This is a genomic window from Streptomyces actinomycinicus (assembly GCF_016741775.1).
Lineage (GTDB): Bacteria > Actinomycetota > Actinomycetes > Streptomycetales > Streptomycetaceae > Streptomyces > Streptomyces actinomycinicus.
Window position 1 is genome coordinate 140,710 of the sequence record NZ_JAERRK010000021.1, and the last position, 17,238, is coordinate 157,947.

Annotated in this window: 11 protein-coding genes and 1 tRNA gene; 5 read left to right on the plus strand and 7 right to left on the minus strand. The window is 73.6% G+C overall.

All coding sequences use genetic code 11. The features are described 5' to 3' along the window. Positions 1 to 6 precede the first annotated feature (6 nt). From polX to JK359_RS30790, 4 genes are all read right to left on the minus strand, one after another. Positions 7 to 1,734 carry a DNA polymerase/3'-5' exonuclease PolX gene (gene polX / locus JK359_RS30775; RefSeq protein WP_201842549.1) on the minus strand — a complete coding sequence of 576 codons (1,728 nt, stop codon included), beginning with the start codon at positions 1,732 to 1,734 and terminating at the stop codon, positions 7 to 9. Positions 1,735 to 1,946: 212 nt separating this feature from the next. Then, positions 1,947 to 3,290: a M1 family metallopeptidase gene (locus JK359_RS30780; protein ID WP_201842551.1), complete on the minus strand. Its 1,344-nt coding sequence runs from the start codon at positions 3,288 to 3,290 to the stop codon at positions 1,947 to 1,949. An 81-nt stretch (positions 3,291 to 3,371) separates the two neighbouring features. Further along, positions 3,372 to 7,232, minus strand: coding sequence for a Pls/PosA family non-ribosomal peptide synthetase (locus tag JK359_RS30785; protein ID WP_201842553.1), 3,861 nt, complete (start codon positions 7,230 to 7,232; stop codon positions 3,372 to 3,374). A gap of 371 nt (positions 7,233 to 7,603) precedes the next feature. Further along, positions 7,604 to 7,691, minus strand: a tRNA-Leu gene (locus JK359_RS30790). A gap of 204 nt (positions 7,692 to 7,895) precedes the next feature. On the opposite strand from JK359_RS30790, the gene JK359_RS30795 reads away from it, so the two are divergent. The 3 genes from JK359_RS30795 (at position 7,896) to JK359_RS40245 (ending at position 10,564) form a co-directional block, all read left to right on the plus strand. Then, a complete protein-coding gene (locus JK359_RS30795; protein WP_201842555.1) occupies positions 7,896 to 9,221 on the plus strand; it encodes a M20/M25/M40 family metallo-hydrolase in 1,326 nt (441 codons plus the stop codon). A gap of 146 nt (positions 9,222 to 9,367) precedes the next feature. After that, entirely contained in the window at positions 9,368 to 9,601 is a 234-nt protein-coding gene (gene chpH / locus JK359_RS30800; RefSeq protein WP_201842557.1) for a chaplin ChpH, read from the plus strand. Between the two features lie 114 nt (positions 9,602 to 9,715). Further along, the gene (locus tag JK359_RS40245; protein ID WP_201842559.1) at positions 9,716 to 10,564 is read left to right on the plus strand and encodes a chaplin family protein; all 849 of its coding nucleotides are present in this window, start codon (positions 9,716 to 9,718) and stop codon (positions 10,562 to 10,564) included. Positions 10,565 to 10,742: 178 nt separating this feature from the next. Here the strand turns inward: JK359_RS40245 and JK359_RS30810 are convergent, their stop codons facing one another. After that, a complete protein-coding gene (locus JK359_RS30810) occupies positions 10,743 to 10,931 on the minus strand; it encodes a DUF5703 family protein (protein ID WP_014671721.1) in 189 nt (62 codons plus the stop codon). Between the two features lie 47 nt (positions 10,932 to 10,978). Here JK359_RS30810 and JK359_RS30815 point away from each other — a divergent pair, with 47 nt between their 5' ends. After that, positions 10,979 to 11,671 (plus strand): hypothetical protein, encoded by a 693-nt coding sequence (locus JK359_RS30815; RefSeq protein ID WP_201842561.1) that lies wholly within the window; start codon positions 10,979 to 10,981, stop codon positions 11,669 to 11,671. A gap of 266 nt (positions 11,672 to 11,937) precedes the next feature. Here JK359_RS30815 and JK359_RS30820 read toward each other — a convergent pair whose 3' ends face one another. Both JK359_RS30820 and JK359_RS30825 read right to left on the minus strand, forming a co-directional pair. Continuing rightward, entirely contained in the window at positions 11,938 to 14,334 is a 2,397-nt protein-coding gene (locus JK359_RS30820) for a helix-hairpin-helix domain-containing protein (protein ID WP_201842563.1), read from the minus strand. After that, positions 14,331 to 15,314 carry an aldo/keto reductase gene (locus JK359_RS30825; protein ID WP_201842565.1) on the minus strand — a complete coding sequence of 328 codons (984 nt, stop codon included), beginning with the start codon at positions 15,312 to 15,314 and terminating at the stop codon, positions 14,331 to 14,333. Before JK359_RS30825 ends, JK359_RS30820 begins: the two co-directional genes overlap by 4 nt. 522 nt (positions 15,315 to 15,836) lie before the next feature. On the opposite strand from JK359_RS30825, the gene JK359_RS30830 reads away from it, so the two are divergent. Further along, positions 15,837 to 16,892, plus strand: a complete 1,056-nt coding sequence (locus tag JK359_RS30830; RefSeq protein WP_201842566.1) for an LLM class F420-dependent oxidoreductase — start codon at positions 15,837 to 15,839, stop codon at positions 16,890 to 16,892. Positions 16,893 to 17,238: the final 346 nt, after the last annotated feature.

A 17,238-nucleotide genomic window follows, 5' to 3' on the forward strand; every position in this document is an offset into this window, starting at 1 on the left:
CCGGGGTCAGCTCCGGCCCGGTCTGCGCAGGAACCGGCGCAGCCGGGTCAGCGGCCATGTGTTGACCACGTCGTCCCGGGTGAGCCAGCCGCGCTGCGCGGTGGCCACGCCGTACCGCAACTGCCCGAGGTGCGGCACGGCATGCGCGTCCGTGTTCACCGCGAACTTCACCCCGTACGCCTTGGCCCGCAGGATGTCCTCGTCGCGCAGATCGAGCCGGTCCGGCTGGGAGTTGACCTCCAGCGCGGTGCCGGTGCGCGCACAGGCGGCGAACACCTCGTCCCAGTCCGCGTCCACACCGGGACGCCGGCCGATCAGCCGCGTCGTCGGATGCCCGATGACGTCGACGTACGGGTTCTCGCAGGCCCGCACCAGCCGGCGGGTCATCGCCTCCCGGCTCAGGTCGAAGTGCGAGTGCAGCGAGGCCACGCACAGATCGAAACCGGCCAGGAACTCCGCCGGCCAGTCCACCTCCCCCTCCGGGCCGATGTTCAGCTCGGTGCCGTGCAGCAACCGCATCCGCCGCCGGGTGCCGTCCAGTTCCCGCACCCGCTCCCGCTGCGCGAGGATCTTCTCCTCCGTCATGCGCTGCATGTACAGGTCGGGCGCGTGATCGGTGACCGCGTAGTAGGCGTAGCCGCGCTCGGCGGCCGCCTCCACCATCGCCTCCAGCGACGCCAGGCCGTCCGTGAGATCGGTGTGGGTGTGCAGATCACCCCGCACGTCCCGCTCCGTCACCACCTCGGGCAGCTCGCCGCGCAGCGCCGCCTCGATCTCCCCGCGGTCCTCCCGCAGCGTCGGCGGGATCCACGGCAGACCGAGCCGCGCGTACACCTCGTCCTCGGTGCGGGAGGCGACCGACTCCCCGCTCTCGGCGTCGAACAGGCCGTACTCCGAGAGCTTCAGCCCCAGGTGCACGGCGATGGTCCGGGTACGGATGTTGTGCGCCTTGGAACCGGTGAAGTACTGCATCGCCGCCCCCCACGACTCCGGCGGCACCACCCGCAGGTCCACCTGGAGCCCTTTGCCGGTGCGCACCGACGTCTTCTTCGTGCCCCGCGCGACGACCTCGGCGGTGACCGGCAGCTCGCACAGCGCCTCCATGAACCGCGCCGACCGCTCCGCCGCGACCAGCACGTCCAGGTCACCGACGGTCTCCCGCATCCGGCGCAGCGAACCCGCGTAGGCACAGCGCCTGCAGCCCGTCACACCGGACAGCTCGGCGACGATCTCCTCGGCGGTGTCCAGGGCCGACGGGAGCGGCACCCGGGCGCCCGCCCGCCGGAGCAGCTCGATCCCGTGCCGGATGTTCTCCTGCGTCTTCTCGCCGAAGCCCTTCAGATCGGCCAGCGCGTCCGCCTCGATCGCCGCGGCCAGCTCGTCCACCGACGAGATGTGCAGGTCCTCGTAGAGCCGCAGCGCCTTCTTCGGCCCCAGGGCCGGGATCGAGATCAGCTCCCGCACCCCGGCGGGGATCATCGCGCGCCGCTCCTCGACCACCGCCATCCTGCCCGTGCGCAGGTACTCGGCCACCTTCTCGGCGATCGACCGGCCCACGTTCGGGATCTCCCGCAGCCCCTCCGCGTCCAGCGCGGAGACGTCGGCCGGGTACCCGCCGATCGCCCGCGCCGCCTTCTCGTAGGCGCGGGCTTTGAAGGCGTCGCCCCCGGTGATCGCGACGAGATCGGCGTACTCCCGCAGGAGCGCCTCTACCTCCTCGTTGCGCCTGGCCACGGAGACCGGTTCAGGCCCTCGCGCAGACCCTCTCGGCGAAGCCGGCCGGCTGCCGCTCCGTCGCGTGCGCGGAATGCCTGGTGTCTGCGGCGGTGCTCATCCGTTCAACCTCCTGGAACGCACGCCCCCTCGCCCGTGCAGGGCGTCTCCCACCACCGTACGAGCGTGCCCGCCGCCCCGCGCGACGTCCCGGACCGGCACCGCCCCGAGGTCTAGCCGGCCGCCCGTGCGCCCGGCGCCGGCAGCGGGGGCAGGGCCGTCCCGTACAGCCAGGCCCCGAACAGTCCGTCCAGCGGCTCGTCCGCGAACCGGGCCGCATGCGCGGTGAACGTCTCCGTCGTCACCGACCCGTTCCGGTGCAGCCGCACCCAGCCGCGCACCATGCGGAAGAACGCCTCGTCGCCCAGCGCGCAGCGCACCGCGTGCACGGTCAGTCCGCCCCGCTCGTAGACCCGGTCGTCGAACATCGACTTGCGGCCCGGGTCGGCCAGTTCGAGGTCCTGCGGCAGCGTGCCCAGCAACCGGTGTGCGGCGGCGGCCAGTTGCTGCGCGCTACGGCCACCCGAGCGCTCGGACCACAGCCACTCCGCATACTTCGCGAAGCCCTCGTTCAGCCAGATGTGCCGCCAGTCGGCGATGGTCACACAGTTGCCGAACCACTGGTGCGCCAGCTCGTGCGCCACCAGCCGCTCCGAACCCCGCGCACCGTCCACGTGGTTGGAACCGAACAGCGACAACCCCTGCGCCTCGACGGGCACATCGAGTTCCTCCTCGGTCACCGCGACCGCGTACTCGTCGAACGGGTACGGCCCGAACAGCTCCTGGAACAGCTCCATCATCGCGGGCTGCCGCGCGAAGTCCCGGGAGAACTCGGGGAGCAGCTGCGCCGGAATGTGCCCGTGCTGCGGAATGCCCCCGGGACCCGGGTCGCCGAGGAGCACCGTCTGGTACTTGCCGATCACCAGCCCGACGAGATAACTGGACGTGGGCGCGGACTGCTCGTACACCCAGGTGGTCGTCGAGGCCTTCGTCGTACGGGTCAGCAGCCGCCCGCCCGCGACCACCGCGTACGCGGACGGCGTGGTCACCGAGATCTGGTACGAAGCCTTGTCGGCGGGCCGGTCGTTGCACGGATACCAGGACGGCGCCCCCACCGGCTGGCTGGCCACCAGCGCCCCGTCCTCCAGCTCCTCCCAGCCGAGCCCGCCCCAGGGGCTGGCCACCGGCCGCGGATTGCCGGACCAGTGCACCTCGACCGTGAAGGCGGCCCCGGCCCGCACGGGCTTGGCCGGGCGGATGCGCAGCCTGCCGCCGCGGTGTGTGTAGTGCGGCTGCCGGCCGTCCACCCGCACCCGGCCGATCCGGAAGTCGGCCAGGTTGAGCTGGAACTCGGTGAGCGCCGCCCGCCCCGCGATGGCGTTGATCCGGGCGGTGCCGGCCAGCCGGTTCGGGCCCGGGCGGTAGTCCAGCGCGAGTTCGTAGCGGTGCACCCGGAAGCGGGCGTCACCGTTGTCCGGGAAGTACGAGTCCCGTCCGGCCGACTGCTGAACTGCCACTGCTGTGTCCGCTCCCTGCGCTGTGCCACCACTGCCTGCCGGCGCCCCTGCCTCACCCACGAGGACCCCGGTGGCCCGCGCTCACGGACGCCATGCCTCGATCGGGTTGCCGAGCCAGCGGGTGTCGTCCGGGACGGACTCCGCGGCCATGACGAGCGACGCGGGACCCAGGGTCGTACGGGCCCCGATCGTGCTGCCGGGCAGCACGATTCCGCCAGGACCCAGCGTGGCGCCCTCACGGAGGACCACAGTATCCGTCCGCAAGATCCGGTCATGGAAGAGGTGAGTCTGCAGGACACAGCCGCGGTTCACGGTGGCCGCGTCCCCGAGGGTCACCAGGTCCGTCTCCGGCAGCCAGTAGCTCTCCACCCAGACGCCCCTGCCGATGCGGGCACCGAGCCCGCGCAGCCACGCCGTCATCACCGGCGTCCCCGGCACCGCCCCGGCCAGCCACGGCACCGCCAGCACCTCGACGAACGTGTCCGCCAGCTCGTTGCGCCACACGAACGCACTCCACAGCGGATGCTCCCCGGCCCGGTGCCGCCCCACCAGCAGCCACTTCGCCACGACGGACACGACCCCCGCGCAGACCCCCGCCGCCACCAGCACCAGCCCCGCCAGGGCCCAGGCCCACACCCCCAGCGCACCCAGCGCCAGCACCGTCACCGCGGCCAGCGCCGCCGAGCACAGCACCGGCACGATCCGGCACAGCTCCACCAGACCACGCGCCCACAGCAGCCGGGCCGGCGGCTCGTACGTACGGCTCTGGTCCCCGCCGGCCGCACTGCGCGGCAGCTTCACCGGCGGCAGCCCCAGGTACGACGTGCCCTTCTTCGCCTTCTTCGGCGTCGCCGAGAGCACACCGACCAGGCCGCCGTCCGGCACGCTCCGCCCGGGCGCGGTCATCCCGGAGTTGCCGAGGAACGCCCGCCGCCCGATCTCCGCACGACCGATCCGGACCCAGCCGCCCCCCAGCTCGTACGGCGCCGTCAGCGTGTCGTCCGCGAGGAACGCCCCGTCCCCGACGGTGGTCAGGCTCGGCAGCGCCAGCACCGTCGACACCTCGGCGCCCCGCCCGATCCGCATCCCCAGCAGCCGCAGCCACACCGGCGTGACCAGACCCGCGTACAGCGGGAACAGCGTCTCCCGGGACCGGTCCATCAGCTGGGTCACGGTCCACGCCTGCCAGCCGACCCGGCCGTGCGTCGGATGCGTGCCCTCACGCAGCCCCAGGCTGAGCACGCGCACCCCGGCCAGGATCAGCAGCGCGTACGCCAGCCCGTAGGCGAGTGTCGCCGGCACCAGCCCGAGCGCGACCCCCCGCAGCGCCTGCGCCGGCGAGCCGCCCGGTGCCACGAACACCCGGGCGACCAGCAGCGCGGCCACGCCCGCGACCAGCGGCAGGGCACCGTGCGCGAAGCCCGTCACCCCGTACATCACCCGCCAGTACGTGCCCCGCTGCGGCCGCTCCCTGGGCCAGTTGCGCTTGGCCTTGCCGAGCTTGACCGCGGGCGCGCCCGCCCAGCGCTGCCCGGTGGGCACCTGCCCGGTGACCGCCGACCCCGCCGCAACCTCGGCCCGCTTGCCGACCCGCGCGCCCGGGAACAGCACGCTGCGCGTCCCGACGACGGCGTGCGCCCCGACCTTCACCGGACCGATCTCCAGCCGGTCGCCGTCCAGCCAGTACCCGGAGAGGTCCACCTCGGACTCCACGGCCGCGCCCCGGCCCAGCTTGAGCATGCCGGTGACCGGCGGCAGCGAGTGCAGGTCCACCTCGGGCCCCACCCGGGCGCCCAGCGCCCGCGCGTACCGCTCCAGCCACGACCCGGTCAGCGCGGTGGCCCCGCTGAACTCGGCCAGCCGCTCGGCCGCCCACAGCCGCAGGTGCACGCCGCCACCGCGCGGATACCGCCCGGGCGCGACCCCGCGCAACAGCAGCCGCGCCCCGCCCGCCGCGAGCGCGATCCGCCCGGGCGGGGTGAAGAACAGCAGGGCGCCGGCCGTGAGCAGCCACCAGGGGGCGGTCGGCAGCCAGGCATGCCCGGGCAGCAGGTTCCCGGCCGCGGCCAGGACCAGCATCCAGCGCAGCCCGAGCAGCGTCACCAGCGGCAGGAGCAGCAGGAGCTGGACGACCTGGGCGCGGACCGGCACCGGGGCGACGGTGCGCCGGGCGCCGTCGTCCGGCGCCGAGGCTTCCAGCCGCCGGGCCAGCTTGCGCAGGACGGGCTGCTGGTAGATGTCGAGGACGGCGGCGCTCGGGTAGCGGGCGCGCAGCCGGGTGGTGAGCTGGGCGGCGGCCAGACTGCCGCCGCCGATCGCGAAGAAGTCGTCAAAGGCGCCGGTCACCGGGATGCCCAGCACCTCGGCCCACTGCTCGGCGAGCCAGGCCTCGGTGCCGTACAGGTCGGCCCTGGGCGTCTCCACGCCCTCCAGCGGCCACGGCAGGGCGGCCCGGTCCACCTTCCCGGAGGTCCGGGTCGGCAGCTCGGCGACCGGCGCGAGCAGCGGCACCAGCGCGGCGGGCAGCACGGCCCGCAGCTTCTCCACGGCGGCCGCCTGGTCCCAGCCGTCCTGGGTCACCACATAACCGACGAGGAGCTGATTGCCGCTGCGGGCGGTGCGCACGGCGGCGGCGGCCCCGGCCACGCCGGGCAGCGCCTGCAGCGCGGCGTCCACCTCGCCCAGCTCGATGCGCCGGCCGCCGAGCTTGATCTGCTCGTCGGCCCGCCCCAGGAAGACCAGCCCCTCGGGCTCGGCCCGTACCAGGTCACCGCTCCGGTACGCCCGCTCCCAGCCCAGGGACTGAAGCGGCGCGTACTTCTCCGCGTCCTTCCCTGGGTCCAGGTACCGCGCGAGACCGACCCCGCCGATCACGAGCTGCCCGCTGTCCCCCATGGCGACGGGCTCCCCGGCGTCGTCGACGACGGCGAGTTCCCAGCCGTTCAGCGGCAGACCGATCCGGACCGGCTCCTCACCCGTCATCAGCGCCGCACAGGCCACCACGGTCGCCTCGGTCGGCCCGTAGGTGTTCCACACCTCGCGCCCCTCGGTGACCAGCCGCTGGGCCAGCTCGGGCGGGCAGGCCTCACCGCCGAAGATCAGCAGCCGAACGTCGTTCAGGGTCTCGGGTTCCCAGAGCGCGGCCAGTGTCGGCACGGTCGAGACCACGGTGATCTCCTGCTCGACCAGCCAGGGCCCGAGATCGGCACCGCTCCTGACCTGCGACCGGGGCACCGGCACCAGACAGGCGCCGTACCGCCAGGCCAGCCACATCTCCTCACAGGACGCGTCGAAGGCGACGGACAGCCCCGCCATGACCCGGTCCCCGGGACCGATCGGCTCCTCGGCCAGGAACAGCGCGGCCTCGGCGTCCACGAAGGCGGCGGCGCTGCGGTGGGTGACGGCGACGCCCTTCGGCTTGCCGGTGGACCCGGAGGTGAAGATGATCCAGGCGTCGTGCTCGGCACCCGGACGGCCGGCCGGGACCGTGGAGGCGCCGTTGACGGTGATCCGGTGCCCGGCCCCGACGACGGCCCGTACGTCCGCCTCGCCGAACACCAGCTCGGCCCGCTCGTCCGGGTCCTCGGCGTCGACGGGCACGTAGGCGGCACCGGCGGCGAGAACCGCGAGGATCGCGACGTACAGGTCATTGGTCCCGGAGGGGACCCGCACCCCGACCCGGTCGCCGAGCCCGACCCCCGCGGCGGCGAGCCGCAGCCGCAGCCGGTCCACCTCCGCGGCCAGGGCACGGTAGGTGAGGCGGCGGGTACCGTCGTCCAGCGCCGGCTCGTCCGGATAGGACCGCACGGACGCGTCGAAGACGTCGACCAGGGTGCGCGGCGAGGCGGCGGGCCCCGCCGAGAAGCGCGCCCTGTCGCCGAACTGCGTGCGGATCTCTTCCTCGAGCAGGCCGAGAGCACTGCTCTCGTCTATGGCTGCCATCAGGTCCTCACGTCGGGTCCGGCCGGGTAACAAACCGGAAATCTTAGTACGACGCTAGGCTCGGCCCCTTCGTCCGACCACTCGGACGGGGCTGTTCGGATGCGCTCGGTGACCGGCCCGGGCCGCTGACCTGCCGATCTGCACGGCGGACGAGAGATGGCCCACACGGTCGCCAAAATGCGGACATCTGGGGTCAGTTGGTGTGGCGGTCGGACGCCCCGCGCGTGCGGCGCCGGCACGAGGGACGTGCGTCCGGCCGGTGCGGGAGAAGCGTTCCCGGGGGGTGGAGGAGAAGCGTTCCCGGGGGTGCGGGAGAAGCGTTCCCCTGGCGGGGGAAAAGCAGAGGGCCCCTGATGATCAGGGGCCCTCACTGGTGTCCGAGGGGGGACTTGAACCCCCACGCCCGATAAAGGGCACTAGCACCTCAAGCTAGCGCGTCTGCCATTCCGCCACCCGGACAAGGTGTCTGTCGTGCGAGTTCTTCCCTTTCGGCGGGGTTTCCCTCGCGGCGACGAAGGAAACATTACCAGGCTTTCGGAGGTGGCTGATCACCCCCCGCCCCGCGTGAACGCCGCGTGACGGGCCGGCACCGGTCTTGGGCCCGGACCCGGGCCGGAGAGAGGATGAGGGCGACCACCAGCAGTGACAGCGGGAGGAAGCAGCGTGAGCGACACGGACACGGCCAGGGGCGTCACCGGCGAGGACGAGGTCGTGGACCTCTGCCGCGAGCTGATCCGGTTCGACACCAGCAACTACGGCGACCACTCCGGCCCGGGCGAGCGCAAGGCCGCCGAGTGGGTCGCGGAAAAGCTCGCGGAGGTCGGGCTGGAACCCCGGATCTACGAGTCGCACCCCGGCCGCGCCTCCACGGTGGCCCGCATCGAGGGCGAGGACCCGTCCCGGCCCGCCCTGCTGATCCACGGCCACCTGGACGTCGTGCCGGCCAACGCCGGCGACTGGACCCACCACCCGTTCTCCGGCGAGATCGCCGACGGGTGCGTGTGGGGGCGTGGTGCCGTCGACATGAAGGACATGGACGCGATGACCCTCGCGGTCGTCCGCGACCGGCTGCGCAGCGGGCGCCGGCCCCCGCGGGACATCGTGCTCGCCTTCCTCGCCGACGAGGAGGCGGGCGGCACCTACGGCGCCCGGCACCTGGTCGACAACCACCCCGAGCTGTTCGAGGGTGTCACCGAGGCGATCAGCGAGGTCGGCGGTTTCTCGTTCACCGTGAACGAGCAGCGGCGGCTCTACTTGATCCAGACGGCCGAGAAGGGCATGCACTGGATGAAGCTCACCGTGGCCGGCACCGCCGGGCACGGGTCGATGATCCACCGCGACAACGCCATCACCGAGCTGTCGGAGGCCGTCGCCCGGGTCGGCCGGCACACGTTCCCGGTACGGGTCACCAAGACCACCCGGGCCTTCCTCGACGAGCTGGGCGACGCGCTCGGTACCGAGCTGGACCCGGAGGACATGGAGGCCACCATCGCCAAGCTCGGCGGCATCGCCAAGCTGATCGGCGCCAGTCTGCGGAACACCGCCAACCCAACCCAGCTGGCCTCCGGGTACAAGGTCAACGTGATCCCGGGCGAGGCCACCGCCCACCTCGACGGACGGTTCCTGCCGGGTCACGAGGAGGAGTTCCTGAGCGACCTCGACCGGCTGCTCGGACCGCGCGTCCGCCGCGAGGACGTGCACACCGACAAGGCCGTCGAGACCAGCTTCGACGGCGCCCTGGTGGAGGCCATGCAGTCCGCGCTGCTCGCCGAGGACCCCGCCGCCAAGGCGATCCCCTACATGCTCTCCGCCGGTACGGACGCCAAGTCCTTCGACGACCTCGGCATCCGCGGTTTCGGCTTCGTCCCGCTGAAGCTGCCGCCGGAGCTGGACTTCGCCGGCATGTTCCACGGCGTGGACGAGCGGGTGCCGGTGGACGGGCTGAAGTTCGGTGTGCGGGTCCTCGACCGGTTCATCGACGCGTCGTGATGCTCTGCCCTCAGGTAATCGGGCAGCCGTGCGAGGCCGACTGAGAAGGGTGAATGCGACGATCGGTTCGTAGCTTCATCAGCCCCTCCTCGTTACAGGTGATGTGATCCCGAACCTTGGGGTCGCATTGCCAATGAGGAGGAAGAATGATCAAGAAGGTCGTCGCTGCTGCGGCTGCCACCGGTGGGCTGGTTCTCGCGGGCGCGGGCCTCGCCGTCGCCGACTCCGGTGCCCAGGGTGCCGCCGTGCACTCCCCGGGTGTCGTCTCCGGCAACGTCGTCCAGGTGCCCGTGCACGTTCCGGTGAACGTCTGCGGCAACACGGTCAACGTGATCGGGCTCCTGAACCCCGCCTTCGGCAACACCTGCTTCAACAAGTGACGCCGACTCCCTGAGGGGGGCGTCTTGCGGGCCGTCGGCCTCGGAGTGCGTGCCATGCGCTCCGAGGCCGACCGGTCTTTCGAAACGAAGGTACGGAAGGCAGGGGGGATCAGCATGCGACAGGGCACGCGCAAGGGTCTGATGACCATGGCGGCCGCCACCGGCGTGATCGCCGCCGCGAGCGGCTACGCGCACGCCGACGCCGGCGCGGCGGGCACCGCCGCCGGCTCACCGGGCGTACTGTCCGGCAACACGGTGCAGGCGCCGGTGCACGTTCCGGTGAACGTCTGCGGCAACACCGTGAACGTGGCCGGGCTCCTCAACCCGGCGGTGGGCAACAAGTGTGCCAACCACGGCGACACGTCGGGGGGTTACGGCGACTCGGGCGGCCACGGCGGTTCCGGCGGTTCGCACGCCGACGGCCACACCGGCGGCTCGCCGGGCGTGGGCTCCGGCAACACGGTGCAGGTGCCGGTCGACGTACCGGTGAACGTGTGCGGCAACGGCGTCGACGTCATCGGCGCCGGCAACGCCACCGCCGGCGACGACTGCGCCAACGGAGGCGGCCACCACAACCCGCAGCCGGGCGGCGAGCACGGCAACCCGCCGGGGAAGCCGGGACAGCCAGGACGCCCGGGACAGCCGGGGCATCCGGGACAGCCGGGGCATCCGGGGCACCCTGGTCACGACGGTGACTCCGGTCACAACGGTCACACCGGTCACCCGGGTTCCCCGCAGCACCCCGGCACGCCGGGCCACACCGGCACGGGAGGCGAGAAGGGCACCACCGCCCAGGGTTCCACCCAGGTCAAGGCGGAGGGGAACCGCTCCGAAGCGTCCCTGGCCACCGCCCAGCTCGCCCACACCGGCAGTGAGGTGCCCCTGGGCCTCGCGCTGCCGGTCGGCGCGGGCGCGCTGCTCACGGGCGCCCTGCTCTACCGCAAGGCGCGCGCCGCGGCGTAGCGGAAAACGCCGGGTGGAAGGGCGGTACGGCCCGGCACGAAGGCGGTACCGCTCTTACCCGAGAAGGCGGTACCGCCCTTACCCGAGAAGGCGGTGCCCACTCGAGAAGTGGTACCGCCCGGACGACGGAGCGGGCCCTGCCATGTCGGCCGGGCCCGCTCCGTTCAGGTTTCCCGCCTCACCACGTGGCTCGCACCTGGCGGATGATCCGCCGCCGCAGCCGCACCCTGCGGCTGCCGTCACGCAGCAGGCTCAGTCGGTCCAACTCCCAGTGTCCGTACTCGGCATGGTCCGTCAGCAGACGCGTCGCCTCCTTGCGGGAGACCCCGCGAGGTACATACACGTCGACAAATTCGTATTCCGGCATCGCATCTATTGTGCGGGCTGGTGCCCGGTACGGATAGCGTCTGCACTATGTCTGATGCTGCGCAGCCCACCGCTGCCGAGGTACGCGCCGCCGCCGAGGCGATCAAGACCGCGCTCGACCGTCATCTGGCTGCGGTCGAACGCAGGTCGGGGGAGGACGACCCGGCCGTCTCGGAGGCGTTCAACCAGCTGGCCGCTGCCGCCGAGGCCTACGACGAGCTGCTCTACGACCGCTACGACGAGGTCACGCCCTTCGAGATCCCCGGAGCGGAGGACGCGCTGCCGCCGTACGCCGGCCCGGAGGAACCGAACGCGGTCAGCGTGCTTATCCGCCGCGACTACACCGTGGCGGAGCCCCAGCGGCTGCTCGCGCAGGCCCAGCGGGTCGAGGCGGCGGAGTTCGAGGACGCGACCGACGACGCCGAGGCGGCCGGCACCGTTCCCGGGGCGCTGGGCGTTCTCTTCGGCGAGTTCGAACCGGACGAGATCGCCTCCCGGCACAAGGAGTTCGGCCTGGAGGAAGGCGACTCCACGCTCTGGGTCACCGCGGCCGAGGAGCCGCCCGAGGCCGGGGAGTGGCTGGAGGCGCCGTTCGAACAGGTCGATCCGCAGCAGGTGGTGTGCCGGTTCGACGTGAGCGCGGTGTTCGACGAGGACGAGGGTTCCGACGATGACGACGACGACCTCGACTTCGTGGAGGACGACGAGGACGAGCTGGAGCCGATCGACGCCGAGAAGTGACCGGGGCGGCGGTGCCGTCCGGGCCTGAGGCCCCCACGGCACCGCCCGCACCGTCCCCACCGCCTGAAGGAGGCGGAGGAACCCCGGGCCTGCTTCAAGGAGGCGGAGGAACCCTGGGCCTGCTTCAAGGACGCGGAGAGCACCCCAAAAGCCTGCTTCGAGGGTGCGGGGGATCCACGGAGGCCGCCCTCGTGGTGGTCCGCCGTCACGGGGGCGGGGACGAGGGCGGCTGAGCACCGGCGGCGGGGACGGTACGGGGCAGAGAGTCAGTCCGCTTCCTGCGTGCGCAGCAGCGTCCGCAGACGGGTCGTGCGTGACTTGGCCGGCACCTCCGCGACCGCCTTCGGCAGGGCCTGCTCCACCCCGTGCACCACGGACAGATGCCGGTCCGCCCGGCCGAACGCCGTGTACACCCATGGCCTGCTGAGCGCCTGCGCCGCGTCCCCGGGCAGCACCACGACCGCCGCCGGCCAGCGGGCGCCCACCGCCTGGTGCGCGGTCAGCGCCCAGCCGGGCCGGACACAGCTCTCCACCCGCTCGCGCGGTACGACGACCGCAGCGCCCGCGCACGACAGGTGCAGCCCGTCCGTGTCGGCCCTCACCACCACGCCCGGCACCGTGCGGCCCGGCGCTGGGGAGTAGGCGATCCGGTCGCCGGGGTCGAATCCGCCGAACCGGCCGGGGCCGGGGTTGAGCCGTTCCTTCAGGGCGGTGTTGAGCGCGCGGGTGCCCGCGGCGCCACCGTGCCCCGGGGTGATCACCACGGTCTGGTCGGCCGGGATGCCGATCGCCCGCGGCACCGAGTCCGCGACCAGCTGCACCGTCCGGTGCACGGCCTCGCCCGCGTCCCGCACGGGGACGATGACGATCTCCTTGCCGGGCGCGTCCACCTGGTTCAGCTCGCCGGCCCCGACACCGGAGACCAGCTCCCCGAGGGGACCCGGGTCCGGGACGCGGGAGGCGGTCTGCGGGCAGACGCGGGACGCGAGCAGGTCGGCGAAGACGCGGCCCGGACCGGCCGACCACAAGACCCCCGGGTCCCCGCTCAGCACCAGCCGGGCGCCGTCGGGCAGCGACTCCACCAGCATCGCGGCGGTCTCCACATCGAGCTGGGGCGCGTCCAGCACGATCAGCAGGTCGAGTTCGAGCGCGCCCTCGGCGTCCCGGCCGGGGCCCTCGGCGCCGGACAGCAGACCGGCGACCGTGCCCACGCCCTGCTCCGCGCCCGGCAGCGCGGCCAGGCGGCGGTGCCCGTCCGGCGTGTGGCAGGCGGCGAAGGCCCGCAGACCGGTGGCGCGGGCGGCGCCGAGCAGCGCGGCCGGTTCGGCGCGGGCCGCCTCCCCGCCGGTGTGCAGCACGAGGCCGTGCCCGGCGACCGCGCGGGCCAGCTCGGCCGCACCGCCGGACAGCCCCGCTGCCGTCGCCTCCCAGGCCTGCCCGGCTTCCTTGGCCGGCGAGTTGACCAGCCGGGCCAGGCCGTCAGCGAGGCTCTCCTCGGCCAGCGCGTACCGCTCGAGACCGACGAGGACCCGGACCGGCCGCTCCTCTTCCACGTCCTCGTCCGTGTTCTGGGGTGCGGGGGTGCCGGGCTCCTCCAGGGCGTCCTGGAACACCAGGGCCTCGCCCTCGGCGAGCGTGCTCTGCACCGCCGCGTCCGGGTCCGGCACGCCCTGCCGGCCCAGCGCCGCGGTGAGCGCGGGCAGTTCCAGGGCGGTGTGTCCGGCCAGCGCCGCCTGCTCCAGCAGCCAGCCGGTCAGGGCGCGGCCCCGCCGTTCGTCGTCCGGGCCGCAGGCGGCGCCGAGCAGTGCCCGCGCGAAGCCGTCGGCCTGGTCCGGCCGCACGCCGCCGACCCGGAGCAGCTGCCAGGGGTCCTCGCGGAGCGAGGCGGCAGCGCCTTCGCCGAGAGCGGCGGCCACCTGCGGGGCCAGGGCGTCGGGCGCGCCGCCCTCGCCGAGCACGCGGCGCACGGCGTCGACGGACTCCACAGGGGGCGCGGCGGGTGCGGCCGGGGCGGGGGCGGGCTGGGGCCTGCGCACGGGCTCCGGTGCGGGGCGGCGGGGCTCCGGTGCGGGCTCGGCGAACACGGTGGCCGTCGGCTTCTCGCCGCTCTCCACGGCCCGGACCGCCGCGAGCAGATCGGCGGCCTTGCCGCTCAGCTTGGCGCCGCTGGCGATCGGGCCCTGCTTGTCGGCCTTGCGCCGCTGGATCCGCTCCCGCTCGACCTTCTGCGCGGCCAGCTCGGCCTCGGCCTCGGACAACTGCGCGCCGCCCTCACCCCCGGCGGCGGCACCGGAGTCGCCCTCACCCTCGGCGGTGCCGGAGCCCGCCGCGGCGCCGCTACCCGCGGAGTCGCCCTCGCCCTCGGTGGCACCGGAGTCGCCCTCACCCCCGGCGGTGCCGGAGCCCGCCCCGGCGCCGCTACCGGCCACGTCACCCTCGCCCTCGGCGGCACCGGAGTCCGTCTGGCCCCTGCCGTCCGCGGAGTCGCCCTCGTCCGCGGCGGCTTCGGTGCCCTCGCTCCCGGGTGCAGCGGGGCCGTCCTCTGCCGTGCCGTCCTCGTCCGGCGCCGTGTCCGGGCCCTGGACCCTCGGGTCCCCGGCCGTGTCCGTGGTCTCCGGGGTCCCCGGCCCGGCTTCCTCCGTGGTCTCCGGCTCCGTGCTCACAGCGTGCTCCAGTCGTGATCGGGATAGCGGTGCACGGGCGCCGACACATCGTCGAGCGCCCGGCAGATCTCGTCAGGAAGACTAAGGGCCTCCACTGACAACGCCGCCGTGAGCTGCTGCGCGTTGCGTGCGCCGACGATCGGCGCGGCCACCCCGGGCCGGTCCCGGACCCAGGCGAGGGCCACCTGGAGCGGGGTGACCGCGAGCCCGTCGGCGGCCGTCGTCACCGCGTCCACGATCCGGCTCGCCGTGTCGTCCAGGTACGGCTCGACGAACGGCGCCAAGTGCTCGGAGGCACCCCGGGAGTCCGGGGGAGTGGTGTGCCGGTACTTGCCCGTCAGCACGCCCCGGCCGAGCGGGGAGGAAGGCAGCAGGCCCACGCCGAGGTCGAGCGCGGCGGGCAGCACCTCGCGCTCCGCGCCCCGCTGCAACAGCGAGTACTCCAGCTGCGTACCGGCCAGCCGGGTGCGCGTGCCCGGCGCCGCGAGCTGCCAGGTGGCCGCCTTGGCCAGCTGCCAGCCGCAGAAGTTGGAGACGCCGGCGTAGCGGGCGCGGCCGCTGCTGACCGCTATGTCGAGGGCCTGGAGCGTCTCCTCGAGCGGGGTGTCCGGGTCGTAGGCGTGTACGTGCCACACGTCGACGTAGTCGGTGCCGAGCCGGGCCAGGGAGGCGTCGAGCGCGGCGAGCAGGTGGCCGCGGGAGCCGTCGAAGCGGCGGTCGGGATCGGGGACGCTGCCCGCCTTCGTGGAGACGACCAGGTCCCGGCGCGGTACCAGGCCCTCCATAAGCCGCCCGAGCAGGTACTCCGCCTCTCCGTCGCCGTACACGTCGGCCGTGTCGACGAGGGTGCCGCCGGCCTCCCAGAACGTCTTCAGCATGTCAGCGGCGTCGTGCTCGTCGGTGTCCCGTCCCCAGGTGAGGGTGCCGAGTCCGATCCGGGACACGCGCAGGCCGGTACGGCCGAGATGCCTCTGCTCCATGCGGGCGAGATTACTGGCCAGAACCGGTGCGGTGGGTTGCCTGTGGACAACCTGACCGGCCGGTGCGGCGCGGGCCCCACCGGCCCGCACGCGCCGTCGCGGAGCCGACGCCACCACGGCTCCCCGGAACACCCGGAACCGCCCGCCCCGCCTTCACCCCCGCCCCGACCGGCCTCCGTACCCGCCCCGCCCGCCCGCCCCGCCTTCACCCCCGCCCCGACCGACTTCCGCACCCGCCCCGCCCGCCCGACCCGCCTTCACCCCTGCTCCGACCGGTCTCCGCACCCGCCCTGCCCGCCCGACCCGCCTTCACCCCTGCTCCGACCGGTCTTCACTCCCGCCCTGACCGGTCTTCACTCCCGCCCCTGGCTCCGGCCGGCCTTGACCTCGCCCCGCCCGCCCGGCCGGCCTCCGTACCCGGTCCGGGCGGCGACTCGGCGGACCCTCGCTCTGCCCCCGGCCCCCCTCCTCGCGCTAGGGTCACGCCCAAAGGGACGTTACTCATCGGTAAGGGGATCGCGTATGCAGCTCGGTATCAACCTCGGCTACTGGGGCGCCGGAATGGACGGCGACAACCTGGCAGTGGCGCAGGAGGCCGACCGGCTGGGCTACTCCGTGTGCTGGGCCGCCGAGGCGTACGGCTCCGACGCGGCCACCGTGCTCAGCTGGGTCGCCGCGCAGACCGAGCGCATCGACGTCGGCTCCGCCATCTTCCAGATCCCGGCTCGGCAGCCCGCGATGACCGCGATGACCGCGGCCACGCTCGACTCGCTCTCCGGCGGCCGGTTCCGGCTCGGCCTCGGCGTCTCGGGCCCGCAGGTCTCCGAGGGCTGGTACGGCGTCAAGTTCGACAAGCCGCTGGCCCGCACCCGCGAGTACGTGGACATCGTCCGCCGGGCCATGACCCGGGAGCGGCTGACCTACGAGGGCGAGCACTGGACCCTGCCGCTGCCCGGCGGCCCGGGCAAGCCGATCAAGCTGACCGTCCACCCGCAGCGCGAGCACATCCCGCTGTACATCGCCGCGATCGGCCCGAAGAACCTGGAGCAGACCGGCGAGATCGCCGACGGCGCGCTGCTGATCTTCCCCTCCGCCGAGCACCTGGAGGAGACCACCATCTCGTACCTGCGCGCCGGCCGGGAGAAGGCCGGACTGACCCTCGACGGGTTCGACGTCTGCCCGACCCTGCCGCTCGCCCTGGGCGACGACAAGGACGTGGCCCGGCTCGCCGACACCTTCCGCCCGTACACCGCGCTGTACGTCGGCGGCATGGGCAGCGCCAAGCAGAACTTCTACAACAAGCTCGCGCAGCGCATGGGGTACGAGAAGGAAGCCGCCGAGATCCAGCAGAAGTACCTGTCCGGGGACAAGCAGGGCGCCGCCGCCGCGGTCCCGCAGGACCTCATCGACAAGACCACGCTGCTGGGCTCCGTCGACCGCATCGCCGACCGGATGAAGGCCTACGCGGCCGCCGGGGTCACCACCCTCAGCCTCGCCCCGGCCGGCTTCACCCTGGAGGAGCGGCTCGCCTCCCTGCGGGCCGGCAGCGAGGCCCTGGAGCGCGCCGGTCTCGCCTAGTCGCCCGGGGACGGCCGGCGGAGGTTCAGCGGCCGTGGTGGGGGCTCGGGGGTCTTCCCCGCCACGGCCGTCACCGGGAACAACGCGCCGGGCGCCGCGCGGTTACGACCCGCGCGGCGCTTCTTTCCCGTCCCGTCTCCCACCGCCGTCCCGTACACCGTCGCCGTCCCGTCCCCCACCGCCATCCCGTCCCCCGTCGCCGTCCCGTCCCCCGTCGCGTGGCGGCCCTTTCCTCCCGGGCCGCCGCTCCTTCGTTCGGCCGAGTCGCCCCACATCCCTGTTGCGACGCCCCTGTGTCCGCATTTGACTCGTTCTCTGCGGGAACCCGCGGAATGCTGCGGAGGTG

What these genes read in the sequence shown, in the direction of transcription:
- JK359_RS30785 (WP_201842553.1), bottom strand. Translation starts at nt 7,232, where the DNA reads ATGGCAGCCATAGACGAGAGCAGTGCTCTCGGCCTGCTCGAGGAAGAG.
- chpH (WP_201842557.1), top strand. Translation starts at nt 9,368, where the DNA reads ATGATCAAGAAGGTCGTCGCTGCTGCGGCTGCCACCGGTGGGCTGGTT.
- JK359_RS40245 (WP_201842559.1), top strand. Translation starts at nt 9,716, where the DNA reads ATGCGACAGGGCACGCGCAAGGGTCTGATGACCATGGCGGCCGCCACC.
- JK359_RS30810 (WP_014671721.1), bottom strand. Translation starts at nt 10,931, where the DNA reads ATGCCGGAATACGAATTTGTCGACGTGTATGTACCTCGCGGGGTCTCC.
- JK359_RS30815 (WP_201842561.1), top strand. Translation starts at nt 10,979, where the DNA reads ATGTCTGATGCTGCGCAGCCCACCGCTGCCGAGGTACGCGCCGCCGCC.
- JK359_RS30825 (WP_201842565.1), bottom strand. Translation starts at nt 15,314, where the DNA reads ATGGAGCAGAGGCATCTCGGCCGTACCGGCCTGCGCGTGTCCCGGATC.
- JK359_RS30830 (WP_201842566.1), top strand. Translation starts at nt 15,837, where the DNA reads ATGCAGCTCGGTATCAACCTCGGCTACTGGGGCGCCGGAATGGACGGC.